The sequence below is a fragment of the Zoogloea sp. 1C4 genome, assembly GCF_009469605.1.
GTDB classification, from domain to species: Bacteria; Pseudomonadota; Gammaproteobacteria; order Burkholderiales; family Rhodocyclaceae; genus Zoogloea; species Zoogloea oryzae.
Genome location: NZ_SSXU01000020.1, coordinates 40235 through 64610, shown reverse-complemented (window position 1 = coordinate 64610; position 24376 = coordinate 40235). Strand labels below are relative to the sequence as shown.

The 24376-nt window shown below is 67.9% G+C and carries 18 protein-coding genes and 1 tRNA gene; 12 read left to right on the top strand and 7 right to left on the bottom strand.

The genetic code is table 11. The features are described 5' to 3' along the window. Positions 1-148 precede the first annotated feature (148 nt). Genes GH681_RS18665 through fdhD form a run of 4 tightly spaced genes read left to right on the top strand, consistent with a single transcriptional unit; the run spans position 149 to position 5839 of the window. Positions 149-616, top strand: a complete 468-nt coding sequence (locus tag GH681_RS18665) for a formate dehydrogenase subunit gamma (protein ID WP_153163051.1) — start codon at positions 149-151, stop codon at positions 614-616. Next, positions 613-2163: an NADH-quinone oxidoreductase subunit NuoF gene (locus tag GH681_RS18660; protein ID WP_153163050.1), complete on the top strand. Its 1551-nt coding sequence runs from the start codon at positions 613-615 to the stop codon at positions 2161-2163. Before GH681_RS18665 ends, GH681_RS18660 begins: the two co-directional genes overlap by 4 nt. After that, a complete protein-coding gene (gene fdhF / locus GH681_RS18655) occupies positions 2160-5015 on the top strand; it encodes a formate dehydrogenase subunit alpha (RefSeq protein WP_153163049.1) in 2856 nt (951 codons plus the stop codon). The genes GH681_RS18660 and fdhF overlap by 4 nt, the downstream gene beginning before the upstream one ends. Further along, positions 5012-5839, top strand: coding sequence for a formate dehydrogenase accessory sulfurtransferase FdhD (gene fdhD, locus GH681_RS18650; protein WP_153163048.1), 828 nt, complete (start codon positions 5012-5014; stop codon positions 5837-5839). Before fdhF ends, fdhD begins: the two co-directional genes overlap by 4 nt. A gap of 202 nt (positions 5840-6041) precedes the next feature. Here fdhD and GH681_RS18645 read toward each other — a convergent pair whose 3' ends face one another. Beyond that, positions 6042-7118 (bottom strand): AraC family transcriptional regulator, encoded by a 1077-nt coding sequence (locus GH681_RS18645; RefSeq protein ID WP_153163047.1) that lies wholly within the window; start codon positions 7116-7118, stop codon positions 6042-6044. Positions 7119-7268: 150 nt separating this feature from the next. Here GH681_RS18645 and GH681_RS18640 point away from each other — a divergent pair, with 150 nt between their 5' ends. From GH681_RS18640 to GH681_RS18610, 7 genes are all read left to right on the top strand, one after another. Continuing rightward, positions 7269-8441, top strand: coding sequence for an isovaleryl-CoA dehydrogenase (locus GH681_RS18640; protein WP_153163046.1), 1173 nt, complete (start codon positions 7269-7271; stop codon positions 8439-8441). 14 nt (positions 8442-8455) lie between these two features. Continuing rightward, positions 8456-10063, top strand: a complete 1608-nt coding sequence (locus GH681_RS18635; protein WP_153163045.1) for a carboxyl transferase domain-containing protein — start codon at positions 8456-8458, stop codon at positions 10061-10063. 138 nt (positions 10064-10201) lie between these two features. Then, entirely contained in the window at positions 10202-10990 is a 789-nt protein-coding gene (locus GH681_RS18630; protein ID WP_153163044.1) for an enoyl-CoA hydratase/isomerase family protein, read from the top strand. A 300-nt stretch (positions 10991-11290) separates the two neighbouring features. After that, a complete protein-coding gene (locus GH681_RS18625) occupies positions 11291-13291 on the top strand; it encodes an acetyl/propionyl/methylcrotonyl-CoA carboxylase subunit alpha (protein WP_153163043.1) in 2001 nt (666 codons plus the stop codon). Positions 13292-13462: 171 nt separating this feature from the next. Continuing rightward, a complete protein-coding gene (locus GH681_RS18620; RefSeq protein ID WP_153163042.1) occupies positions 13463-13738 on the top strand; it encodes a hypothetical protein in 276 nt (91 codons plus the stop codon). A 238-nt stretch (positions 13739-13976) separates the two neighbouring features. Continuing rightward, complete coding sequence (locus tag GH681_RS18615; protein ID WP_153163041.1) at positions 13977-15668, top strand: AMP-binding protein; 1692 nt, start codon at positions 13977-13979, stop codon at positions 15666-15668. Between the two features lie 13 nt (positions 15669-15681). Beyond that, positions 15682-16602, top strand: coding sequence for a hydroxymethylglutaryl-CoA lyase (locus tag GH681_RS18610; protein ID WP_153163040.1), 921 nt, complete (start codon positions 15682-15684; stop codon positions 16600-16602). A gap of 1 nt (position 16603) precedes the next feature. Here GH681_RS18610 and GH681_RS18605 read toward each other — a convergent pair whose 3' ends face one another. Then, positions 16604-17368, bottom strand: a complete 765-nt coding sequence (locus tag GH681_RS18605) for a fused MFS/spermidine synthase (protein ID WP_153163039.1) — start codon at positions 17366-17368, stop codon at positions 16604-16606. Positions 17369-17440: 72 nt separating this feature from the next. Here GH681_RS18605 and GH681_RS18600 point away from each other — a divergent pair, with 72 nt between their 5' ends. Continuing rightward, positions 17441-17743 (top strand): hypothetical protein, encoded by a 303-nt coding sequence (locus GH681_RS18600; protein WP_153163038.1) that lies wholly within the window; start codon positions 17441-17443, stop codon positions 17741-17743. 2 nt (positions 17744-17745) lie between these two features. On the opposite strand, the gene GH681_RS18595 is transcribed toward GH681_RS18600, so the two are convergent. The 5 genes from GH681_RS18595 to GH681_RS18575 all read right to left on the bottom strand — a co-directional run bounded on the left by GH681_RS18595 (position 17746) and on the right by GH681_RS18575 (position 24363). After that, the gene (locus GH681_RS18595; protein ID WP_153163037.1) at positions 17746-18714 is read right to left on the bottom strand and encodes a hypothetical protein; all 969 of its coding nucleotides are present in this window, start codon (positions 18712-18714) and stop codon (positions 17746-17748) included. Next, positions 18711-21245, bottom strand: coding sequence for a DNA mismatch repair protein MutS (mutS, locus tag GH681_RS18590; protein WP_153163061.1), 2535 nt, complete (start codon positions 21243-21245; stop codon positions 18711-18713). Before mutS ends, GH681_RS18595 begins: the two co-directional genes overlap by 4 nt. A 443-nt stretch (positions 21246-21688) precedes the next feature. Next, positions 21689-22420, bottom strand: a complete 732-nt coding sequence (locus tag GH681_RS18585) for a polysaccharide deacetylase family protein (protein WP_228111979.1) — start codon at positions 22418-22420, stop codon at positions 21689-21691. A gap of 310 nt (positions 22421-22730) precedes the next feature. Continuing rightward, on the bottom strand, positions 22731-23828 hold the full coding sequence (locus tag GH681_RS18580) for an FUSC family protein (protein WP_153163035.1): 1098 nt from the start codon (positions 23826-23828) through the stop codon (positions 22731-22733). Positions 23829-24286: 458 nt separating this feature from the next. Beyond that, positions 24287-24363, bottom strand: a tRNA-Pro gene (locus tag GH681_RS18575). Positions 24364-24376 lie beyond the last annotated feature (13 nt).

Here is a 24376-nt window from a genome sequence, read left to right as displayed (position 1 = left end):
GTTTGGCGCAGGTCAACCGACGGCGCGGGCGGCTGTCAGATGCGGGTTCTGTGTGGCTTTGAGGCGGCCGTGAAATCCTGCCCACTTCGGGAAATCTCCGGGCGTAGAATCATGCCGTTTGCCCACCATCCCGCCCCATCAGCCCGTCATGCCCCACGCCGCCATCGTCCAGCGTCTGATCGCTGCCCACCCGCCCCGGCAGGATGCCTTGCTGCCGATCCTCCACGCCATCCAGGACGAACTCGGATGGGTGCCGCCTAAGGCCACGACGGCCATCGCCCAGGCGCTCAACCTGTCCCGCGCCGAGGTGCATGGAGTCATCAGTTTCTACCATCACTTCCGTACTTCGCCGCCGGGCCGGCAGGTGATCCAGCTGTGCCGCGCCGAGGCCTGTCAGGCCCGGGGCAGTGAGGCACTGGAAGCCCACGCGCTGGCGGCCCTCGGGGTGGGCTATCACCAGACGACCGCCGATGGCGCGGTGAGTCTGGAGCCGGTGTATTGCCTGGGCAACTGTGCCTGCGGGCCGTCGCTACGGGTGGGCGACCAGATCATCGGGCGGGTGGACGCGGCGCGCTTCGACCGCCTGCTCGCCAACCTGCGGGAGGAACTGCCATGAGCGTGCGGGTTTATGTGCCGGCCGACACCACCGCGCTTGCGGTGGGCGCCGAGGAAGTCGCCTTGGCGATTGCGGCCGGCGCGGCGGCGCGGGGCGTGTCGATTGAGCTGGTGCGCAACGGCTCCCGAGGGCTGTTCTGGCTGGAGCCGATGGTCGAGGTGGCAACACCCGCCGGCCGGGTGGCCTATGGGCCGGTGGACGTGGCCGACGTGCCGGGCCTGCTGGATGCGGGCTTTCTCACCGGTGGCGACCATCCCCTGGCCCTCGGGCCGACCGACGACATCCCCTTCCTCAGGCAGCAGGAGCGCCTGACCTTCGCCCGGGTGGGGGTGGTCGATCCGCTGTCGCTGGATGATTACGCGGCCCACGGCGGGCTGGTTGGCCTGCGGGCGGCGCTGGCGATGAGCGCCTCGGAGATCGTCCAGGCCGTCACCGATTCGGGCCTGCGTGGGCGGGGTGGCGCGGCCTTCCCGGCGGGCATCAAGTGGCGCACGGTGCTGGGCGCGCCGGGCATTGAAAAGTACGTGGTGTGCAATGCCGACGAGGGCGATTCCGGCACCTTCTCGGATCGCATGCTGCTGGAGGGCGACCCGTTCTGCCTGATCGAGGGCATGGTCATCGCCGGGCTGGCGGTGGGGGCGAACCGCGGTTACGTCTATCTGCGCTCCGAATATCCCCGCGCCTGGAGCGTGGTGAACGCGGCGCTCAAGCGCGCGCGGGAGGCCGGGCTGCTGGGGGACGACGTTCTCGGCTCGGGCCGGGCCTTCGATATCGAGGCGCGGCTGGGCGGCGGCGCCTACATCTGCGGCGAAGAAACCGCGATGCTGGAGAGCATCGAGGGCAAGCGCGGGCAGGTGCGCACCAAGCCACCATTGCCGGCGGTGAAGGGCCTGTTCGGCAAGCCGACGGTCATCAACAACCTCATCACTTTGGCCAGCGTGCCGGTGATCCTCGCCAAGGGGGCTGCGTTCTACCGGGATTTCGGCCAGGGCCGCTCGCTGGGCACGCTGCCGTTCCAGCTTGCCGGCAACGTGCGTCGGGGTGGGCTGGTGGAAAAAGCCTTCGGGCTCACCCTGCGCGCGCTGCTCGAAGACTTTGGCGGCGGCACCGCCAGCGGTCGGCCGATCCGCGCGGTTCAGGTGGGCGGCCCGCTGGGCGCCTATGTGCCGCCGGCGGATTTCGACCTGCCGCTGGATTACGAAGCCTTCGCCGCCCGCGGCGCGATGATCGGCCACGGGGGCGTGGTGGTCTTCGACGACACGGTGGACATGGCCCGGATGGCGCGCTTTGCGATGGAGTTCTGCGCCGAGGAATCCTGTGGCAAATGCACCCCGTGCCGCATCGGCTCGACCCGCGGGATGGAGGTCATCGACCGCATCATCGCCGGCGACGAGCGTGCGGCAAACACCGCGCTGCTGCAGGATTTGTGCAGCCTGATGACCGACGGCTCGCTGTGCGCGATGGGGGGGATGACGCCTTTCCCGGTGCAGTCGGCGCTCAGGCATTTTCCGGCCGATTTCGGCCTTGATTCCGGGGAGGCGCAATGAGCTGCCGCTGCCAGACCGATCTCGGCACGCCGCCGGTTACGTCGGACCACACCGTCACCCTGACCATCGACGGCCAGCAGGTGGTCGCAGCCGCCGGCACCTCGGTGATGCGCGCCGCGCTGGACGCCGGCATCCCGATCCCCAAGCTGTGCGCCACCGACACGCTTGAAGCCTTTGGCTCATGCCGGCTGTGCCTGGTGCAGATCGACGGGCGGCGGGGTTATCCGGCGTCGTGCACCACGCCCGTCGAGGCGGGGATGCGCGTCGTCACCCAGTTGCCCAGGCTCGCCGAGCTACGCCGCGGGGTGATGGAGCTTTACATCTCGGATCACCCCCTCGATTGCCTCACCTGCAGCGCCAACGGCAACTGCGAGCTGCAGGACATGGCGGGCGTGGTGGGCCTGCGGGAGGTGCGCTACGGCTTTGCCGGCGACAACCATTTCGACGCCGCCCACGCCCAGCCCAAGGACGAATCCAACCCGTACTTCAGCTTCGATCCAGGCAAGTGCATCGTGTGCAGCCGCTGCGTGCGGGCCTGCGAGGAAGTGCAGGGCACCTTCGCCCTGACCATCGCCGGGCGGGGTTTTGAATCGAAGGTGACGGCCGGCGCGGACGAAGGCTTTCTCGGCTCGGAATGCGTCTCCTGCGGCGCCTGCGTGGCGGCCTGTCCGACGGCAACACTCGCCGAGAAGAGCCTGATCGACGCCGGCCAGGCCCAGCGCAGCGTGGCCACCACCTGCGCCTACTGCGGCGTGGGCTGCGGCTTCGTGGCCGAGGTGAAGGGCGAGCAGGTGGTGCGGATGGTGCCGGACAAGTCCGGTGGCGCCAACGCCGGCCACGCCTGCGTGAAGGGCCGCTTTGCCTGGAGCTACGCTACCCACCCGGACCGGGTGACCACCCCGATGATCCGCGAGAGCATCGACGCCCCCTGGCGCCAGGTGTCGTGGGACGAAGCCCTGGCCTACGCGGCCGGCGAGTTCCGGCGCATCCAGGCCAAGTACGGCCGGTTGGCGGTGGGCGGGATCACCTCGTCCCGCTGCACCAACGAAGAGACCTACCTCGTCCAGAAGCTGGTGCGCGCGGGCTTTGGCAACAACAACGTGGATACCTGCGCCCGGGTCTGCCATTCGCCCACCGGCTACGGCCTCAAGCAGACCCTGGGCGAATCCGCCGGCACGCAGGATTTCGAATCCGTGCTGTCGGCCGACGTGATCGTGGTGATCGGCGCCAACCCCACCGACGGCCACCCGGTGTTCGGCTCGCTGCTCAAGAAGCGCATCCGCCAGGGCGCCGAGCTCATCGTGATCGACCCCCGCGCCATCGATCTGGTACGCACGCCCCACGTGGCGGCGGCCCACCATCTGGCGCTCAAGCCCGGCACCAACGTGGCGATGATCAACGCGCTGGCCCATGTGGTCGTCGCCGAGGGGCTCGTGGATGAAGCCTTCGTTGCCGAGCGCTGCGAGGCCGAGGCCTTTGCCGCGTGGCGGGATTTCGTGCTGCGTGAAGAGAACAGCCCCGAGGTCGTCTCGGGCATCACCGGCGTGTCGGCGGATGCCATCCGCGCCGCGGCGCGCCTCTACGCCGGCGCCGGCAACGGGGCGATCTACTACGGCCTGGGCGTCACCGAGCACAGCCAGGGTTCGACGATGGTGATGGGCATCGCCAACCTCGCGATGGCCACCGGCAACATCGGCCGGCCCGGCGTGGGGGTGAATCCCCTGCGCGGGCAGAACAACGTGCAGGGCTCCTGCGACATGGGGTCGTTTCCGCACGAGCTACCGGGCTATCGCTCGGTGGCCGATGCGGCGGTGCGCGAGGCGTTCGAGGCCCGCTGGGGAGTGACGCTCGACCCGGAGCCCGGCTACCGCATCCCCAACATGTTCAACGCGGCGATTGCCGGCAGCTACAAGGGCATGTACGTGCAGGGCGAGGATCTGGCCCAGTCCGACCCGAACACCCAGCACGTAGAGGCTGCGCTGCGCTCGCTGGAATGTCTGGTGGTGCAGGACATCTTCTTCAACGAGACGGCCAAGTTTGCCCACGTGTTTTTGCCCGGCTCGTCTTTCCTCGAGAAGGACGGCACCTTCACCAACGCCGAGCGGCGCATCTCGCGGGTGCGCAAGGTGATGGAGCCGCTCTCCGGCAAGGCCGACTGGCAGGCCACCCAAGCGCTGGCCCAGGCGCTGGGTGTGGCGATGGATTACCGCCACCCGTCCGAGATCATGGACGAGATCGCGGCGCTCACGCCCAGCTTTGCCGGGGTGAGCTACGCACGGCTCGATGCCGCCGGCAGCCTGCAGTGGCCGTGCAACGACGCGTCGCCCGCCGGCACGCCGATCATGCACACCGAGCATTTCACCCGCGGCCTCGGGCGTTTTGTTGTGACCGAATACGTGCCGACCACCGAGAAGGTCACCCGGCGCTTCCCGCTGATCCTCACCACCGGGCGCATCCTCAGCCAGTACAACGTGGGCGCCCAGACCCGCCGCACCGCCAACACCGTGTGGCACAGCGAGGACCGGCTCGACATCCATCCGCTGGACGCCGCCGACCGGGGCATCGCCGATGGCGACTGGGTGCACATCGAAAGCCGCGCCGGCGAGACGCGGCTGCGGGCTCGGGTGACGGAGCGGATGCAGCCGGGGGTGGTTTACACCACCTTCCACTTCCCGGATTCCGGCGCCAACGTGGTGACCACCGACAACTCGGACTGGGCCACCAACTGCCCCGAATACAAGGTGACCGCCGTGCAGGTGGCGCTGGGCGAGCAGCCGGCCCGCTGGCAGGCCGACTTCACCCGCCACGACGCCGACCAGCACGCGCTGCTGCCCCCGGGGCCGGACGCGTGACGGCGGAGGAGGGCGACGATTTTCCGGCGCTGCTCCGTGTGCCGGCCCGGCGCTTCGGGCCGCAGGGCGGGCGTGGGGTGGAGGATTCGGTCGTCGAGGAGGTGCCGGTGGCGCTGGTGTACAACGGCATCTCCCACGCGGTGATGCTCGCCACGCCCACCGATCTGGAAGACTTTGCGCTGGGTTTCAGCCTCAGCGAAGGCCTCATCGCCAGCCCGGCGGAGCTGCTGGAAGTGGAGATCAACGCCACCCCGCTAGGCATCGAGCTTCAGCTGCGTGTTACCGCAGAGCGTTTTCAGGGATTCAAGGCGACCCGCCGGCAGCTGGCCGGGCGCACGGGTTGCGGGCTGTGCGGTCGGGAGAGCCTGGAGCAGGCCATCCTGGCGGTGCCGCAGGTGGCCGGAACCCTTGCCGTGCCGGCCGGAGCGCTGACCCGTGCCATCGCCGCGCTGCCGGAAGTCCAGGGACTGCATCGCCAGAGTGGCGGCGTGCATGCGGCGGCGTGGGCCGGGATTGATGGCGAAATCCATCTCGTGCGTGAAGACGTGGGCCGTCACAACGCGCTCGACAAGCTCGTCGGTGCGCTGCGTCGCCAGCGCATCGACCCGGCGGCCGGCTTTGTGCTCATCACCAGCCGGGCGAGTCATGAGCTCGTCCACAAGGCCGCCAGCGCCGGCATCCAGCTGCTGGCGGCGGTGTCGGCGCCCACCGGGATGGCGGTGCGCAACGCGGAAGCGGCTGGCATGACCCTTGTCGGGTGGCTGCGGGGGAGCGGGTTTTCGGTCTATTCGCGGGTCGACCGGATCACCGATCCGGCTGCCTGATCGGCCCGCGAGGCAGGTTTTTCCCGCACGGCGCCAGAAAAAGAAAAACCCGAGGGGCCTGGGCCGCTCGGGTTAAATCCACACCAAAGGAGGAGAGGGTGGAGGAGACAGAGCGAAGCATACGCCTCCGTATGGTTGCAGTGCAACATTCCAAATGTAATTAACCGTAAATTAAGTCACGGATGACGTGACGCGGCGATCCTCACTCGCCCGGATTGCCCTTGTCATCGGCGTCGCCGTCAATCTTCCGCTCCCGGAAGGTCTGCGGCGGCACGCCCGTCCAGGCCCGGAAGGCCCGGGCAAAACTCTTCTCGTTGCGAAAACCCACCAGCGCCGAGATCTGCTTGATCGAGCGCTGGCTGCGGTTGAGGAGCTCGATCGCCCGGGCGCGACGGGCTTCGTCCTTGAGCTGCTGGAGCGACGAGCCTTCGTCGCTGAGTTGCCGGTGCAGGGTGCGCACCGACACGTTGAGGCTGCCGGCGACGATCTCGGCAGTGGCCGCGCCGTTGGCCGGATCACGCAGGAAGCGGCGCACGCCTTCCACCAGCAAGCGGTCGCGGCGGTATTGCAGCACCGTGAGGGGCAGGGCGCGCTGGAGCATGGCGCGCAAGGCCGCCTCGTCGCGGCGGATCGGCAGATCCAGGTAGCGCGCGTCGAAGCGGATCGCCGCCAGCTCGGCATCGAAGCGCAGCGGGCCGGGGAACATCAGTGGATAGGCGTCGGCGTGGGCCGGCGCGTGGAAGGGGAAGCAGCTCTCCAGCAGCGGAATCCGCGAATCGATCGCCCAGCAGGCGTAGCCCAGCACGTAGCGCAGCAGCGTGACCTGGCAGAACTCGTGCATCTCGCCGAGGGGCCGGTTGAGGGTGATCGTGAGTGTGGCGACGGATTTATCCACCGCCAGCGCGAGGCCGATGTCGTCGGTGAGCAGCCGGTGATGGCGGCACCAGCGTTTGAGCGCCACGCCCAGATCGGGCGAACCCAGCGAGGCCCGGCACAGCAGGCCGTAGCTGCCCCACGGCAGGCGGCGCGAGAACCAGCCCAGCGCCTCGTCGTCGAGCTCCTGCATCGCGTGGCCGGAAATGAGTTCCATCTGGGCGGCGGTGACGCGAGCGTCCGGATCGTCGAGCGCGGCCGGATCGATGTCGGCCCTGGCGAGCGCGCCGGCCGGGTCGATGCCATACCGGCGGTAGGCCAGCACGATGGCGCGGATGAAGGCGATGGGCGTGGCGGCGCGCCCCGGGCGGGACGGCGGTGAAGCGTCGGGAGTACGGATCGTCATGGTGGCGAAATCTTACCGCTTGAGATGATCGCGTGGCACGATTTGCAACCACGATGGCGCCCGCAGCCACCGCTGACCACGTACGCTGCGGGGCACTCGAACGGTGCATTGCACACGATTCGGCCCAGAACAAACCGGAGGAGACAACCCATGAACATCCCCAGCCTGAATTTCCACCTCGGCGAAACCATCGAGGCCCTGCGCGACACCGTGCAGGCCTTCGCGGCCAAGGAGATCACGCCCCGCGCGGCCGAGATCGACCGGGACAACCTCTTCCCGGCCGATCTGTGGAAGAAGCTGGGTGACCTGGGCCTGCACGGGATGACCGCCCCGGAAGAATACGGCGGCACCAACATGGGCTACCTCGCCCACATCATCGCGCTGGAAGAAGTCTCCCGCGCCTCGGCCTCCGTCGGCCTGTCGTACGGCGCCCACTCCAACCTGTGCATCAACCAGATCCGCCGCAACGGCACCGAAGCCCAGAAGCAGAAATACCTGCCCAAGCTGATCTCCGGCGACCACATCGGCGCGCTGGCGATGAGCGAGCCCAACGCCGGCTCCGACGTGGTCAGCATGAAGCTGCGCGCCGACAAGAGGGGCGACCGCTACGTGCTCAACGGCTCCAAGATGTGGATCACCAACGGCGGCGACGCCGACACCCTGGTGGTGTACGCCAAGACCGACATCGAAGCCGGCGCCAAAGGGATGACCGCCTTCATCGTCGAGAAGGGCTTCAAGGGCTTCACCCACGGCTCGCACCTGGACAAGCTGGGCATGCGCGGCTCCAACACCTACCCGCTGTTCTTCGACGACTGTGAAGTGCCCGAAGAGAACGTGCTGGGCGGCGTGGGCAACGGCACCAAGGTGCTGATGAGCGGCCTCGACTACGAACGCGCCGTGCTGTGCGGCGGCCCGCTGGGCATCATGGCGGCGTGCATGGACGTGGTGGTGCCCTACCTCCACGACCGCAAGCAGTTTGGCCAGAGCATCGGCGAGTTCCAGCTGATGCAGGGCAAGGTGGCCGACATGTACTCCACCTGGATGGCCAACCGGGCCTACGTGTATGCCCTCGGCCAGGCCTGTGACCGCACCGACCACGCCCGCACCCTGCGCAAGGATGCCGCTGGCGCGATCCTGTACTCCGCCGAGAAGGCCACCTGGATGGCCGGCGAGGCGATCCAGACCCTCGGCGGCGTGGGCTACACCAACGAATACGCCACCGGCCGCCTGTGGCGCGACGCCAAGCTCTACGAGATCGGCGCCGGCACCAGCGAGATCCGCCGCATGCTGATTGGTCGCGAACTGTTCTCCGAGACGGCCTGAGCAAGGAAGCCCCCATGACCGTCATCAAATCCAGCATCAACACGCGATCGAGCGAATTCCAGGCCAACGCCGAGGCGATGGGCAAGGTCGTCGCCGACCTGCGCGAGAAGGCCGCCCAGGTGTCCCTCGGCGGCGGCGAATCGGCCCGCGCCAAGCACACCGCCCGCGGCAAGCTGCTGCCCCGCGACCGGGTGGATCACCTGCTCGACCCCGGCACCGGCTTCCTCGAGATCGGCCAGCTCGCCGCCTACGGCATGTACGACAACGAGGCCCCGTCGGCGGGCGTCATCGCCGGCATCGGCCGGGTGAATGGCGTCGAGTGCATGATCGTCGCCAACGATGCCACCGTGAAGGGCGGCACTTACTACCCGATGACGGTCAAGAAGCACCTGCGCGCCCAGGAGATCGCCCAGCAGAACAAGCTGCCGTGCATCTACCTGGTGGATTCAGGCGGCGCCTTCCTGCCCAAGCAGGATGAGGTCTTCCCGGATCGCGACCACTTCGGCCGGATCTTCTTCAACCAGGCCAACATGTCGGCCGAGGGCATCCCGCAGATCGCGGTGGTGATGGGCTCCTGCACCGCCGGCGGCGCCTACGTGCCGGCGATGAGCGACGAGACGGTGATCGTCAAGAACCAGGGCACCATCTTCCTGGGCGGCCCGCCCCTCGTGAAGGCCGCCACCGGCGAGGTGGTGACCGCCGAGGATCTGGGCGGCGGCGACGTGCACACCCGCGTCTCCGGCGTGGCCGACCACCTGGCCGAGAACGACACCCACGCGCTCTCCATCGCCCGGCGCATCGTGAGCACCCTCAACCGCGTCAAGCCGGTGGGCCTCAACCTGGCAAGCAGCGAAGAGCCCCTGTACGACCCGTCCGAGATCTACGGGATCATCCCCACCGACACCCGCAAGCCCTACGACGTGCGTGAGGTGATCGCCCGCATCGTCGATGGCTCGCGCTTCGACGAGTTCAAGGCGCGTTACGGCACCACCCTGGTCACCGGCTTTGCGCACCTCTACGGCATGCCCATCGGCATCGTCGCCAACAACGGCATCCTGTTCGGCGAATCGGCCCAGAAGGGCGCCCACTTCATCGAGCTGTGCGCCCAGCGCGGCGTGCCGCTGGTCTTCCTGCAGAACATCACCGGCTTCATGGTCGGCCGCAAGTACGAGAACGGCGGCATCGCCAAGGACGGCGCCAAGATGGTCACCGCCGTGGCCACCGCCCAGGTGCCCAAGCTCACCGTGCTCATCGGTGGCAGCTTTGGCGCCGGCAACTACGGCATGTGCGGCCGCGCCTACAGCCCGCGCTTCCTGTGGATGTGGCCCAACAGCCGCATCTCGGTGATGGGCGGCGAGCAGGCCGCCAGCGTGCTCGCCACCGTGCGTCGCGACGGCATCGAGGCCAAGGGCGGCGCCTGGAGCAAGGACGAGGAAGAAGCCTTCAAGTCGCCGATCCGCCAGCAATACGAGGATCAGGGCCACCCGTACTACGCCACCGCCCGCCTGTGGGACGACGGCGTGGTGGACCCGGCCCAGACCCGGCGCATCCTCGGCCTGTCGCTCTCGGCCAGCCTCAACGCCCCGATCCAGCCGACCAAGTTCGGGCTGTTCCGGATGTGACAAGCAGGTCGGTCCTGTAGGTCGGACTTCAGTCCGACAACTTGTGCCTGTTTCATCCGCGATGTCGGACTGAAGTCCGACCTACAGTCCGACCACAACGACCTCGAACTGCTGCGACCCACCGGAGATTGCGCACAAATGCACTTCGAAACCCTCGAAATTATCCGCGACGGCGGCATCGCCACCATCTGGATGAACCGTCCGGATGTCCATAACGCCTTCAACGAGGCGTTGATCGCCGAACTCACCGACGCCTGCCGGCAGCTCGACGCCGACGACACGGTGCGCGTGGTGGTGCTCGCCGGGCGGGGCAAGAGCTTTTCGGCCGGCGCCGACCTCAACTGGATGCGCCGCGCGGCGGATGCGTCGGTGGAAGCAAACCTCGCCGATGCCCGCAAGCTGGCCGGGATGCTGCGGGCCCTGGCCGAACTCACCAAGCCGACCATCGCCCGGGTGCAGGGCGCAGCGCTGGGTGGCGGGATGGGGCTGGCGTCGGCCTGCGACATCTGCGTGGCCTCCACGGCGGCGAGCTTCGCCACCTCCGAAGTGAAGTTCGGGATCATCCCGTCGGCCATCAGCCCGTACGTGCTGCGCGCCATCGGCGCCCGTCAGGCTGGGCGTTATTTCCAGACCGCCGAGCGGATCTCCGCGGCCGAGGCCAAGGCGCTGGGCCTCGCCCACGAAGTCGTCGCGCCGGAAGAGCTCGACGCCAAGGTGGCGGCGATCGTCGCCGCACTGATGCAGGGCGGGCCGAAATCCCAGGCAGCCGCCAAGGATCTGATCCGCGCCGTGGCCGACCAGCCGGTGAGCGACGCCGTGGTGGAAGACACCGCCCGCCGCATCGCCGAGCTGCGCGCCACGCCAGAGGCAAAGGAGGGCCTCGCCGCCTTCCTCGACAAACGCCCGGCGGCGTGGGTGCCGAACTGAATTCGCAACTTGAGGTAGGTCGGGTTAGCGCAGCGTAACCCGACATCGAGGGATCGGCCCCGACCACACCTCGCTGTCAGGTCGTCTGACGGCGGCCGGAGGACGACGGGGTGGAGTGAAAAGGCTGCAACTGGAAACGATAGCGCGTCGATGGCGTGCTTGGGGCGTCGGGTTACGCTGCGCTAACCCGACCTACGAAACTTGCCGCAGCAAACGAGACACACACAGATGTCGGACTGAAGTCCGACCTACAGAATCAGCAGCTTCGGGCACGCGTGTGCCGGGGCGGGGGAGACAAGCATGTTCAACAAGATCCTGATTGCGAACCGCGGGGAGATCGCTTGCCGCGTCATCAAGACGGCGCGGCGCCTCGGCATCAAGACCGTCGCGGTGTATTCCGACGCCGACGCCGGCGCCCGCCACGTGCGCCTGGCCGACGAGGCCGTGCATATCGGCCCGGCCGCGGCCCGGGAGAGCTATCTCGTCATCGACAAGATCATCGCGGCAGCCAAGCAGACCGGCGCCGAGGCGATCCACCCGGGCTACGGTTTCCTGTCTGAGAACGAAGAGTTCTGCCACGCCTGCGACGCCGCCGGCATCGTCTTCATTGGCCCGCCGGTGTCGGCGATCCGGGCGATGGGCTCCAAGTCCGAAGCCAAGAAGCTGATGGAGAAGGCCCAGGTGCCGCTCACCCCCGGCTACCACGGCGACAACCAGGAGCCGGCCTTCCTCAACGTGCAGGCCGACGCCATCGGCTACCCGGTGCTCATCAAGGCCGCGGCCGGCGGTGGCGGCAAGGGCATGCGCCTTGTCGAGAAGAGCGAGGACTTCATCGATGCGCTGGCCTCCTGCAAGCGCGAGGCGGCGTCGAGCTTTGGCGACGACCACGTGCTGGTCGAGAAATACCTCACCCGCCCGCGCCACATCGAGATTCAGGTGTTCGGCGACACCTTCGGCAACGTGGTGTATCTGTTCGAGCGCGACTGCTCGGTGCAGCGCCGCCACCAAAAGGTGCTCGAAGAAGCGCCAGCCCCCGGCATGACGGCCGAGCGCCGCGCCGCGATGGGCAAGGCCGCGGTGGATGCCGCCAAGGCCGTGGGCTACGTGGGTGCCGGCACGGTGGAGTTCATCGCCAACCAGGACGGCACCTTCTACTTCATGGAGATGAACACCCGCCTGCAGGTGGAGCACCCGGTCACCGAGATGATCACCGGGCTCGATCTGGTGGAGTGGCAGCTCCGCGTGGCCTCCGGCGAGCCGCTGCCGCTGGCCCAGGAGCAACTGGCCATCAACGGCCACGCACTCGAGGCGCGCATCTACGCCGAAGACCCGGCCAAGGGCTTCCTGCCTTCCACCGGCCGGCTGGCGCACCTGTCGCCGCCCGAAGAGAACCTGCACGTGCGCGTGGATACCGGCGTGGAGGAGGGCGACGAGATCAGCCCCTTCTACGACCCGATGATCGCCAAGCTCATCGTGTGGGACGTGAACCGCGACCGCGCCCTGGCTCGCATGCTCCAGGCCCTGGCCGAGTACCGGGTGGTGGGCGTCGCCAACAACATCGAGTTCCTGTCGCGCCTCACCGCCTGCCCGGCCTTTGCCAACGCCGATCTCGACACCGGCCTCATCGAGCGCGAGAAGGATTACCTCTTCCCCGAGCAGGTCGAGCCCGCCCGGGAAGCCTGGCTGGCCGTGGCCCTGGCCGATCTGCTGCGCGAACGCGAGCACGCCCAGGGCCTGGCTGCCCGCCACTGCGAACCCGATTCGCCCTGGCACCGGCGCGACGGCTGGCGCGTGAATTCGTCACCCAGCCGCAGCAAGATCTACCGTCTGGGCGAGGTGGAAAAGCACCTCACCATCACCCATCGCGGCAACAGCTTTGATGTGGCCCTGGACGGCCGCGTGAGCCACATCTCCGGCACCCTAAACCCCCGTGGTCTGCTGCGGGCCGAGTTCGACGGCCTGCGCACCACCGCCACGGTGATCGTTGCCGGCGAGCGCCGTCACGTGTTTGGCCAGGGCCGGGCGTGGCAGTTTGCGGCGGTGGACCCGCTGCACCACGGCGGCGAGGGCGGCGGTGCCGAAGGCGGCCTGCTGGCCCCGATGCCCGGCAAGGTCATCGCGCTGGTGGCGGCCGAAGGCGCAACGGTCGAGAAGGGCGCGCCGCTCTTGATCCTCGAAGCCATGAAGATGGAGCACACGATCACCGCGCCGGCCGCCGGCACGGTCAAGGCCTTCCGCTTCGCGGTGGGCGATCAGGTGGGCGACGGGGCGGAGCTGGTGGAGTTCGAGGTGGCGGCGTGATCCTCCCGCGGGCCCTGCGGCAGATGCTGCAAGGCCCGCGGCCTTGATAGCAAGGCTTTGGGCCTTGCACCGCAGAATCCAAAACCTCGGCCGCAAGCTTCAAAGCCTTGCACCGCAAGGGTATGAGCCGGGGTTGCGAGGTTTTTCGGGACGGTCGCAAGGCGTTGAGCCTTGCCCCCCGAGGCTTTGGGCATAGGCGGCGAGGCTTTTTACCTTGCGTGCAAGGCTGCGGGCTGCAAGCGCAAGGTTTATTGCCCGGATCGCAGGGTTTCGCGCTTTGCGACCGAAGCATCAGGCTTCGCCCGCAAGGCTTTCGGGCGGGCGGGGCTGGCTGAAAAGCGTGAAGGCGAGGCTTTCTGCTCCGCCCGCACAGCGCAGAACCCGGATCGCAAGGCCTTGTGCCAGGCCTTTGCGCCATCGGGCGTTGCAGCACAGGTTCTTTTGTAAGGGATTGCAGCACTTTGCTGCAGTCGGATCGGGCGGATGAGCCGCGAAGACGGACGTTCGCCAAGCCGCACCTGCCAAGGCTGGTGCTTGCAGAGATCGGCAGATCGGGCATGTAGGTCGGACTTCAGTCCGACAACCACGCTCTAATCCGGCAACGGTTGTCGGACTGAAGTCCGACCTACAAGTACCAGCGGTACAGCTGGCAGGTGCAAACCGAGTATCGGGTGTGAGGAGACACATGAGCAATCGATTGAGCTACGTCCACGGCGCGTCGGACAAGCCCCTGATCGGCCAGACCATCGGCCGTTACTTTGATGAAGCCTGTGCCCGCCACAGCAGCCGCGAGGCGCTGGTGGTGCGGCATCAGAAGGTGCGCCTGACCTACGGTGAGCTGCGCCAGAAGGTGGATGCCCTGGCCTGCGGCCTGCGCCGGCTGGGCCTCGCGCCCGGTGAGCGGATCGGCATCTGGTCCCAGAACAACGTGGAGTGGGCGCTGACCCAGTTCGCCACCGCCAAGGCGGGGCTGGTGCTGGTCAACATCAACCCGGCCTACCGCCGCAGCGAGCTCGAATACGCCCTCAACAAGGTGGGCTGCCGGGCGCTGATCCTGTCGCCCAGCTTCAAGAGCAGCGATTACCTGACGATGCTCGCCGATCTGGCGCCGGAGCTCTCCCACTGCGAGGCCGGCCTGCTGCGCGCCCACAAGCTGCCCAGCCTGGAGATCGTGATCCGCCTGGGTGCCGAGCACAGCGCCGGCATGCTCAACTTCGACGACCTGTTCGTCAGCCCCGGCCGCGACGAGCTGGGCGAGCTGGAAGAACTCGGCGAGGGGCTGCAGTTCGACGACCCGATCAACATCCAGTTCACCTCCGGCACCACCGGCAACCTCAAGGGCGCCACGCTCTCCCACCACAACATCCTCAACAACGGTTTCTTCGTGGGCGAGGCGATCCGCCTGGTGCCCGGCGACCGGGTGTGCATCCCGGTGCCGCTGTACCACTGCTTCGGCATGGTGATGGGCAATCTGGGCTGCCTGACCCACGGCGCGACCATGGTCTATCCCGCCGAGGCCTTCGAGCCCCTGGCCGTGCTCGAGGCCGTGGCCGAAGAAAAGTGCACCGCCAGCTACGGCGTGCCCACGATGTTCATCGCCCAACTGGATCACCCGGAGTTCGCGCGCTTCGATCTGTCGAGCCTGCGCACCGGCATCATGGCCGGCAGCCCGTGCCCCATCGAGGTGATGAAGCGCGTCATCGACAAGATGAACATGGGCGAGGTGACCATCGCCTACGGCATGACCGAGACCTCGCCGGTGAGCTTCCAGAGCGGCACCGACGACCCCATCGAGCGCCGCGTGTCCACCGTGGGCCGCGTGCAGCCCCACTGCGAGGTGAAGATCGTCGACAACGAAGGCCGCATCGTACCCCCCGGCACCCCGGGCGAGCTGTGCACCCGCGGCTATTCGGTGATGCTCGGCTACTGGGGCGACGAGGCCAAGACGGCCGAGGCAATCGACAAGGCCGGCTGGATGCACACCGGCGACATCGCCACCATCGACGAGGAGGGCTTCTGCAACATCGTCGGGCGCATCAAGGACATGGTGATCCGCGGCGGCGAGAACATCTACCCGCGGGAGATCGAGGAATTCCTCTACCGCCACCCCAAGGTGCTCGACGTGCAGGTGGTGGGCGTGCCCGACAAGAAATACGGCGAGGAGCTGTGCGCCTGGATCATCGTGCGCGAAGGGCAGCGCCTCACCGAGGACGAGGTGCGCGCCTTCTGCCAGGGCCAGATCGCCCACTACAAGATCCCGCGCTACATCAGCTTTGTGGACAGCTTCCCGATGACGGTGACCGGCAAGATCCAGAAGTTCCAGATCCGCGAGAAGATGAAGCAGACCCTCGGCCTCCAGGAAGCCGCGACCGCCTGACGGAGCACCCACGATGACCCTCCCCACCCATGTCCGCCTCGTCGAGATGGGCCCCCGCGACGGCCTGCAGAACGAAAAGCAGGTGGTCAGTACCGAAACCAAGGTCGAGCTGATCGCCCGGCTCGGTGCCGCCGGCCTGCCCGCCATCGAAGCCACATCCTTCGTGTCGCCCAAGTGGGTGCCGCAGATGGGCGACAACGCCGAGGTGATGCGCCGCATCCAGCGCCTGCCGGGCGTGGATTACCCGGTGCTCACCCCCAACCTGCAGGGCTTCGAGGCGGCGCTGGCGGTGGGAGCGACGGAGGTGGCGGTGTTCGGCGCCGCGTCCGAATCCTTCAGCCGCAAGAACATCAACTGCCGCATCGCCGAATCCCTCAAGCGCTTCGAGCCGGTGATGGCCGCAGCCCAGGCGGCGGGGGTGAAGGTGCGCGGCTACGTATCGTGCGTGCTGGGCTGCCCCTACGAGGGCGAAGTCGATCCCCAGGCCGTCGCCGATGTCGCCGCCACGCTCTACCAGATGGGCTGCTACGAGGTGAGCCTGGGCGACACCATCGGCGTCGGCACTCCGGGCAAGACACGGCAGATGCTGGACGTGGTGGCCCGCCGCGTGCCGGTTGAAAAGCTCGCCGGCCACTACCACGACACCTACGGCCAGGCGGTGGCCAACATCTACGCGTCGCTGGAAGCCGGCGTGGCGGTGTTCGACGCGGCGGTGGCGGGGCTCGGCGGCTGCCCCTACGCGGCGGGCGCGTCGGGCAACGTGGCGACGGAGGACGTGGTGTATCTGCTGGACGGCCTCGGCATCCACACCGGCATCGACCTCGACAAGCTCGTCGATACGGCAGGCTGGATCAGCGAACGCCTGGGCCGGCCGCCGGCCTCCAAGGTGGCGCGGGCGGTGCTGGCGAAGCGGGCCGCGGCCTGCCAGGGCTGAATCAGAGCCGGACGGTCTTGTCTGCGCTCTTGTCCCAATAAGTGCCGGATTTCTCCATCCGGCGGATCGTCGGGGCGAGATCAAGCCCCGTCGCATCCTTCAGCGCCTTGGCCCGCTCCCGCAGGGTGGCAAGGCTCAGTTCAACCGCTGCGCCGGTGGTCGCAAAGGCCACCACGTTGCCGCTGGCCACCTCGGGCAGCGCCAGCACCCGGCCGCCAAAGGCCTTGCGGATGCGCTGGAGCTGGGTCTTGAAGCCCCGCAGTTGGCCAAACAGATTGACCGACAGCAGCCCCTGGTCCGACAGCCGGGCGCGGCAGGCTTCGTAGAACGGCTGGCCCGACAGCGCGCCGGCGCTGGCCTTGCTGTCGAAGCCATCCACCGCGATCAGATCCCACTGGGTGTCGTCCTCGGCCACGAAGGCCGCGCCGTCGCCGATCACCACGCGCAGCCGCTCGTCTTCATCCGGCAGGCGGAAGAACTGGCTCGCCACCGCGTGCACTTCGGGCAGGATCTCCACCACCGTGACCTGCGCCTGGGGCAGGTGGCGGTGGACGAACTTGGCGAGCGAACCGGCGCCCAGGCCGATCAGCAGCACCCGGGCCGGCCACGGCGCATCGCGCAGCAGCAGGCCGGCCATCATCTCGCGGGTGTAGTCGAGCTCGAGGGCATCCGGCTTGCGGATGCGCATCGCGCCCTGAACCCAGTCGGAGCCAAAGTGCAGGTAGCGGACGCCGCCTTCCTCGCTGATGTCGATGTCGTTATTCATGGTCGAACAGGTGTATGCTGCAACGCAGCGACGGCGCCGGTCTTGCGGCGGCGCGATTCAAGGAAACCGATCATGAGCACCTTCGAAAACTTCAATCACGAGCTGGAATCCATCGACCTCGAGATCGCCCGGCTGGCCCAGCTGTGCGACGTGCATCTGCTGGAGCCCGGCGTGGCCGAGGCCGTGCTGCGGGGCGACACCAGCCTGTGCAATGTCACCAACCAGCTCGCCTGGGACAAGATGCGCGGCTTGCTGGTGCTGCACTACCACGTGGTGCAGGAAGCGGCGGCCATCGACGGCGTCGAGGCCGCGGCGGAAGGCGTGCGGCGGGCGCTGGAGCGCGTCCAGGCCCGGCTGCGCCCCGTCCAGCAGTAAGCTCAATTGTTCGTACCCGGCGAATAGTGCCGGGAGTCGAAGCGGAACAGGGGCTTCGCTCCCGGCGTCACGTCCACCTTCACCCAGCCCATGAAGGGTGAGCCGAAGGTTTCCACGCGGGTGAAGTTCTCCACCAGCGCACCGCTGGCCGGGTCGGCCAGGGGCTGGTTGATGCGGTGCACGTGGGTGTCCCCGTGCACGAACAGCACCTCGCCGGCAAAGCTGCGGGTCTCGGCGAGGAGCTGATCCAGCAGCTGCCGATAGGCCCGGTTGGGCCGGCCGGCGCTGAAATCCTCCAGATCCGGGTTGCCCTGCTGGATCAGCACCACGCCCTCCAGCTTCTTTTCCCGCGCCAGCCGGAAGGCATCCGCCACCCAGGCCTTGACGGCCGCCGAGCGCTGGATGAACTCCTCCGACGGGCCCGCCGCGCGGCCCAAGTTGTTGTCGCTGCCCGGCACGTTGAGGGTGGCGAACAGCACGGGCCCTTTCTGCCAGCGCTGGTGCTCGATCCATTTGCCAAAGGCCGGATCATCCGCCTGGCTCTCGACGGGCATCGGGTTGCGACCGAGGCTCCTGCGCGGATCGGCAAAGAAGAGCTGGCGCAGCCGGGCCAGGCGCTCGACCGGATCGTAGCCGCCGGCGGCGCGCCGGTTGCAGTCGGTCCATTCGTTGTCGCCGGGCACGAACACGAAGGGGTGGTAGCTGGCCTGGAAATCCGCCAGCCGGGCCGCGTACAGCGTGTCGTCGCAGCGCTCGCTACTGGCCTTGATGTCGCCCACGTGGGCCACGAAGGCCAGCGGCTCGGCGTCCATCTGGGCGATGAGCAGCGGCAGGTGGCGGCGCTCGAAGCCGTTGTAGGGCGTGTCGCCGAAGAGGCCGAAGGCGAAGCCCTCCGCAGCCAGCGCCGTGCCGCCCGCAAGGGCAAGGGCGAAGCCGGCGAGCAGGCGGCGGAGCAGGGCGGGGCGCATCATCCGGCGCCCAGGCGCTTGAGTTCGTACAGGGCTTCGAGGGCTTCCCGCGGGGTCAGGGCGTCCGGGTCGATGTCGGCCAGGGCGCCGAGCACCGGGTGCGACATGGTCTCGGGCTCCTCGGGCGGCAGGCTGGCGAACAGGTCGGCCTGGGGGCCGCCGCTGATCTCGCGGTTCTCCAGCGCGCGCAGGCGGCGCTTGGCGTCGCGGACGACGGTGCCGGGGATGCCGGCGAGGGCCGCCACCTCGATCCCGTAGCTCTGGCTGGCCGGGCCTTCTTCCAGCGCGTGCAGGAAGACGATGCCGTGGTTGTGCTCGACCGCATCCAGATGCACGTTGGCGCACTCGGGGTAATCCTGGGCGAGGCGGGTGAGCTCGAAGTAGTGGGTGGCGAACAGCGTCCAGCAGCGGTTCTTCTCGAGCAGGTGGCGGGCGATCGAAACGGCCAGCGCCACGCCGTCGAAGGTGGAAGTGCCGCGGCCGATCTCGTCCATCAGCACCAGGCTCTGGTCGGTGGCGCCATGGAGGATGCTGGCCGCCTCGGTCATCTCGACCATGAAGGTGGAACGCCCCGAGGCCAGATCGTCCGACGCGCCGATGCGGGTGAAGATCGCATCCACCGGCCCGATCCGCGCGGCGCTTGCCGGCACGAAGCAGCCCACATGGGCGAGCAGCACGATGAGCGCGACCTGCCGCATGGTGGTCGATTTACCGCCCATGTTGGGGCCGGTGATGAGCAGCATCCGGCGGGTCGGATCAAGCCGGCAATCGTTGGCGATGAAGTTCTCCACCTGCCGTTCGACCACCGGGTGACGGCCCGCGACAATCTCGATGCCGGGCTGATCCGAGAACTGCGGCTGGGCGTAGCCGTAGCGGGCGGCGGCTTCGGCGAAGGCCGACAGGCCGTCCAGCACCGCGCAGGCCCGGGCGATGCGCTGGAAGCGCGGGATGTCGGCGGCGAGCTTGTCGAGCACCTCTTCGTAGAGCAGCTTCTCGCGGGCGAGGGCGCGCTCCTGGGCGGACAGCGCCTTGTCCTCGAAGGCTTTCAGCTCGGGCGTGATGAAGCGCTCGGCGTTCTTGAGCGTCTGGCGGCGGCGGTAGTCGTCGGGCAGCTCGATCTTGGCAGCATTGGCGGCCGATATTTCGATGTAGAAGCCGTGGACGCGGTTGAACTCGACCTTGAGGTTGGGCACGCCGGTGCGTTCGCGCTCGCGGGCTTCGAGCTCCAGCAGGAAGGCGCCGCAGTTGGTCTGGATGCCGCGCAGCTCGTCGAGATCGGCGTCGAAGCCTTCGGCGATCACGCCGCCGTCGCGCAGCACCGTGGACGGCTCGGGCGCGATGGCGGCGACGAGCAGGTCGAGCGCGGCCTCCGGCGTGGCGAGCTCTTCCATCATCCGTTGGAGCAGCGGCGCCTGGGGCGTGCCGAGGGCGGCGCGGAGTTCGGCGAGGCGACCGAGGCTGTCGCGCAGTGCCGAAAGATCCCGCGGACGGGCGCTGCGCAGGGCCACGCGGGCGGTGATGCGCTCCACGTCCGACACGCCGCGCAGCACGCGACGGGTGATCTCGGCCGGGCCTTCGCCCAGCTCGGCCACTGCTGCATGGCGATGGGCGGCGATGCTGCGGTCGCGCAGCGGGTGGTGCAGCGCGTGGCGCAGCCAGCGCGAGCCCATGCTGGTGGCGCAGGTGTCGAGGAGCGACAGCAGGGTGGGCGCAGCCTCGCCCCGCAGGGTTTCGGTGAGCTCCAGGTTGCGCCGGGTGGCGGCGTCGAGGCGCAGGTAGGCCGAATCGCGCTCGGCGGTGAGCGCGGTGATGTGGGCCAGGGCCTGGCGCTGGGTGGCGCGGGCGTAGTCGAAGAGTGCAGCCGCGGCGGCCAGGGCCACGGGCATCTCGTCGGCGCCAAAGCCGGCCAGATCACGGGTGCCAAAATGGGTGGTGAGCAGGCGGCGGGCGGTTTCGGCGTCGAACTGCCAGTCGGCCAGCCGGCGCAGGCTGGGGGCGAGCTGATCCAGCAGCGGCAGGCGCAGGCCATCGGGGATCAGCACCTCGGCCGGGCGCAGGCGCTCGAACTGGGCGGCGAGCTGGGGCGCATCGCATTCGAGCACCCGGAAGTCACCGTTGGCGAGGTTGAGCCACGCGAGGCCCAGCACACCGCGATGCAGATTGACCGCCAGCAGCGGCGCGTCGGCCTTGTCGTCGAGCAGCGCGGCGTCGGTGAGCGTGCCGGGCGTGACGATGCGCGACACGGCGCGCTCCATCGGCCCCTTGGTGGCGCCCGGGTCGCCCACTTGCTCGGCAATCACCACGGATTCGCCCAGCTTGACGAGTCGCGCGAGGTATTGCTCGACCGCGTGATGGGGCACGCCGGCCATCTTGATCGGCTGCCCGGCGGACGCCCCCCGCGTGGTGAGGGTGATGTCCATCAGCCGCGCGGCCTTCTCGGCGTCCTCGAAGAACAGCTCGTAGAAGTCGCCCATCCGGTAGAAGAGCAGCGTGTCCGGGTGATCCCGCTTGATGCGAAGGTACTGCTGCATCATCGGGGTGTGAGAGCTTATCTCGTCGTCCGTGAGGCCCTGAATTTTCTCGGTTTTCTTACTCAAGCCGTTGATCCTGCTTACGAAACTGTGTCGGTGGTGCGGCGGCCCTGGCGGGGCGTGCGGTGGGCTGCGGCGTGGTCAGAAAATGACGCCATGACCCGTCTGCATGCGCGGGTGGCCGTGCTGCCTGTACCTGGGAAAGTCCTTGTTCTCGACGACCATCCGGGCCAGCGGGGGCACGGTGTGTTTCGCGGATCGACCGTCATGGAAGCCCGGTTGATGGGGGCTGGCGGCGGGTGCAGATCGGGCGCTGGCCGGTGGTGTCGGTTTCGGCCGCGATTGTCGCATGGGCGGGGCGGAAACGTCGCCGGGATGCGGGTGAGGATAGCGCTGGAGAGGGCTGGCTGGGGCGCGGGCGGTGCTGCGCCCGGCCTCAGCCGGGTTTACGCGCCGGCGCTTGACGGCCCCATTCCGTGTTCGCCAATCCGTCGATCCTGAAGCGTCGTTTCCGGCCGCTTGCCGCGCCGGATCGGTGCCGACCGGGGCGTGTTCTTGGTGAGGAGCTTCCACAGCACGCCGAACGCGGTGTTGCCTTGCGACACGGGTTTGCGGGGCAGGGAGAGCAGGTCGTCCTCGGGCGTGGCGATGGCGCGCAAGCAGGTCGTGCCCGTGACGTAGCCCGCATCGGCGGCCGCTTCGACGGCGCGGATGTCATGGCTGCCGTAGGGATAGCAGAAGTGGTCGACGCGGGTGCCCAGCACGTCCTCGAGCATCCGCTTGCTGACCGACACTTCCTCGACGACAGCCTGGGTCTTGAGGCTGGCGAGCCTGGGGTGGCTGAGGGTGTGGGAGCCGATGGTGAAGCCCATCGACTGCGCCTCCCGGAGCTGCGCGGCCGTCATCAGCGGGGCCGGTGTCAAACCCTCGGGTGCGACCCATTGCGACGTCTCGCCCAGCATCCCGGCAACGGCATAGACGACGGCGGGGTAGCCGTGCCGGTCGAGGATCGGGGCCGCATATTCGAGGAAATCCACGTAGCCATCGTCGAAGGTGAGCACGACCGGGCGTGGCGGCAGCACGGTCTCGCCGCGCAGGCCTGCGGCCGCTTGGTCGAGGCTGATCACCGCGTAACCGGCGCGGCTCAGCATCTGCATCTGCGATTCGAATCGCGTCACGTGGCAATACTGGCCGCGGTGGCTGGGCATGCGCTGGGGGAAATCTCCGACGCGGTGATACGTCAGTATGTTGATCCGGGTCATGACTCGGTGTTTCTCGTGGGGAATGGGCGTTCGGAGCGGTGTTGCCCTGCTTTATCAGACTGCAACACGAGATTCTCCTGAGCGCGCCTTACACGCCTTTGAAGAAAACCTTTCGGCAAGCTTGCGGGAGCGTCAGAACTTGTCCGCCGATTGGACCGGGCGCCGTTGCGGCTGTTTCAGCGTTGCACGATGCGCGCGTTGGCCACGGGGATTGGCCCGTGAGATCTCACTGCAGATCGGGCCGGACGCCCAGCAGGCGCCGGATGGGCCTGCCGATGGCGCTCCGGACGCGTGGGTCGTGCAGGCACACGCCCCCGGCGAGCCCGACCGCACAGCCCAGCAGCGTATCGAGGAAGCGCGCCTGCACCAGCGTGCCTGGATCGAGCTGGCCCAGGTTGCCGGCTTCGGCCAGCAGCAGGGTGAGCGGGGTGATGAAGATCGCCGCAAAGCCGTAGTGGCGCACCACGGCGGTCTCGATGATGAAGGCCAGCAGGGTGATCGTCACCGCGATGCTCCATTTCTCCAGCGGGAGCGACAGCAGCGCCCACGAGAGCACCAGCCCGATGGCGGTGCCCAGCAGGCGTTGGAGCTGCTTCTCCCACACCGCCCGGAGCGACATCCCCTGGATCACCGCAAGACAGCTGATCGGCACCCAGTAGGCGTTTTCCATCTGCAGCAGCTGGGCCAGGGCGAGGGACAAACCCACCGCCAGGCCGATCACCAGCGAATCGAAGACCACGAAATCGAAGGTGGCGGGCGGGATCGGCTCGACCGGCTTTGGTGCGCGCCGGCTGAGGATGAACAGGCTGTAGAAGAAGGCGATCAGGCAGGCCAGAAGGCTGCCCATGGCGATCAGCCCGACCTTCTGGGGAATCTGCAGGATGTCGCCCGGCGAATAGGCCCCGATGGCCGCCGCCATGATGAAGAACAGGCTGCCCGGCACGCCCACCCGGTAAAAGCGGCACACCATCGTCACCAGGATGGCGATGAAGGTGAGCACCGGCGTCATCACCGCCGGCAAGAGGTGGCTCATCACCCCCAGGGCGTAGCAGGCGATCATCCCGAAAGCCGTGGCCATCAGCGACACCATGCGGTGGGCCATGGGGGTTTCCGGCAGGTACAGAAACACCAGCCCGCCCAGGGATGAGATCAACCCGTACTCCAGATGCCCGAAAAACGCCCCCACGAAAAGCGGAAGCCCGTTGGCCAGCGCTGCGGCAAAGGGCATCTGCCACGGCCGGTCGCTGGGCTTGATGGTGACAAGCTGGCGCAGTTCGTCACGGACGAAGTCGATGGCGCGGCGGCGGGGTGCCGGTGGGGGCATGGTCGGGAGTGATCTGCGGGGAGCGAGAAGCAAGGGTAACGCGCTTCGGGCAGATGGTCACGGGCAAAGCGTGGCCTGCACGGCAGAGGTATAAAAAAACGGCCGAGATGCAGCTCACTCACCGTAAAAATAAGGATTCCGCGCGGCGGAAGATTGTTTTTTCGCCGCCGACGTCAGTTTGGCACTGTCGAACGTCGATATTTTTCACCAAACTCAATCTCGCTCGCGACGAACACAGTTTGGCGGCGGCGAAGTGTGTTTGGCGTCACCAAACAACGTCCTCTGCGGGACGAAGTGTGCTTGCCAGCGCCGAACGTCGTCCGGCGGTGCCGAAGATACTTCGGGGAGGTCGAATCGAAGTGCGGAGGCGTTGAAGCAGGTTTGGACGGGAGGAGGGGAGATCGGCGGAACAAAGCAAAAAGGCCAGTCCGAAGACTGACCTTTTTTGCTTGATTCTTTGGTCGGGGCGGCGGGATTCGAACTCGCGACCCCTTGCACCCCATGCAAGTGCGCTACCAGGCTGCGCTACGCCCCGACAAGCTGCGCAT

Coding starts and splice junctions, on each gene's coding strand:
- GH681_RS18625 (WP_153163043.1), top strand. CDS start 11,291: ATGTTCAACAAGATCCTGATTGCGAACCGCGGGGAGATCGCTTGCCGC.
- GH681_RS18635 (WP_153163045.1), top strand. CDS start 8,456: ATGACCGTCATCAAATCCAGCATCAACACGCGATCGAGCGAATTCCAG.
- mutS (WP_153163061.1), bottom strand. CDS start 21,245: ATGATGCAGCAGTACCTTCGCATCAAGCGGGATCACCCGGACACGCTG.
- GH681_RS18665 (WP_153163051.1), top strand. CDS start 149: ATGCCCCACGCCGCCATCGTCCAGCGTCTGATCGCTGCCCACCCGCCC.
- fdhF (WP_153163049.1), top strand. CDS start 2,160: ATGAGCTGCCGCTGCCAGACCGATCTCGGCACGCCGCCGGTTACGTCG.
- GH681_RS18640 (WP_153163046.1), top strand. CDS start 7,269: ATGAACATCCCCAGCCTGAATTTCCACCTCGGCGAAACCATCGAGGCC.
- GH681_RS18630 (WP_153163044.1), top strand. CDS start 10,202: ATGCACTTCGAAACCCTCGAAATTATCCGCGACGGCGGCATCGCCACC.
- GH681_RS18595 (WP_153163037.1), bottom strand. CDS start 18,714: ATGATGCGCCCCGCCCTGCTCCGCCGCCTGCTCGCCGGCTTCGCCCTT.
- GH681_RS18615 (WP_153163041.1), top strand. CDS start 13,977: ATGAGCAATCGATTGAGCTACGTCCACGGCGCGTCGGACAAGCCCCTG.
- GH681_RS18605 (WP_153163039.1), bottom strand. CDS start 17,368: ATGAATAACGACATCGACATCAGCGAGGAAGGCGGCGTCCGCTACCTG.
- GH681_RS18580 (WP_153163035.1), bottom strand. CDS start 23,828: ATGCCCCCACCGGCACCCCGCCGCCGCGCCATCGACTTCGTCCGTGAC.
- GH681_RS18610 (WP_153163040.1), top strand. CDS start 15,682: ATGACCCTCCCCACCCATGTCCGCCTCGTCGAGATGGGCCCCCGCGAC.
- GH681_RS18645 (WP_153163047.1), bottom strand. CDS start 7,118: ATGACGATCCGTACTCCCGACGCTTCACCGCCGTCCCGCCCGGGGCGC.
- GH681_RS18660 (WP_153163050.1), top strand. CDS start 613: ATGAGCGTGCGGGTTTATGTGCCGGCCGACACCACCGCGCTTGCGGTG.
- GH681_RS18600 (WP_153163038.1), top strand. CDS start 17,441: ATGAGCACCTTCGAAAACTTCAATCACGAGCTGGAATCCATCGACCTC.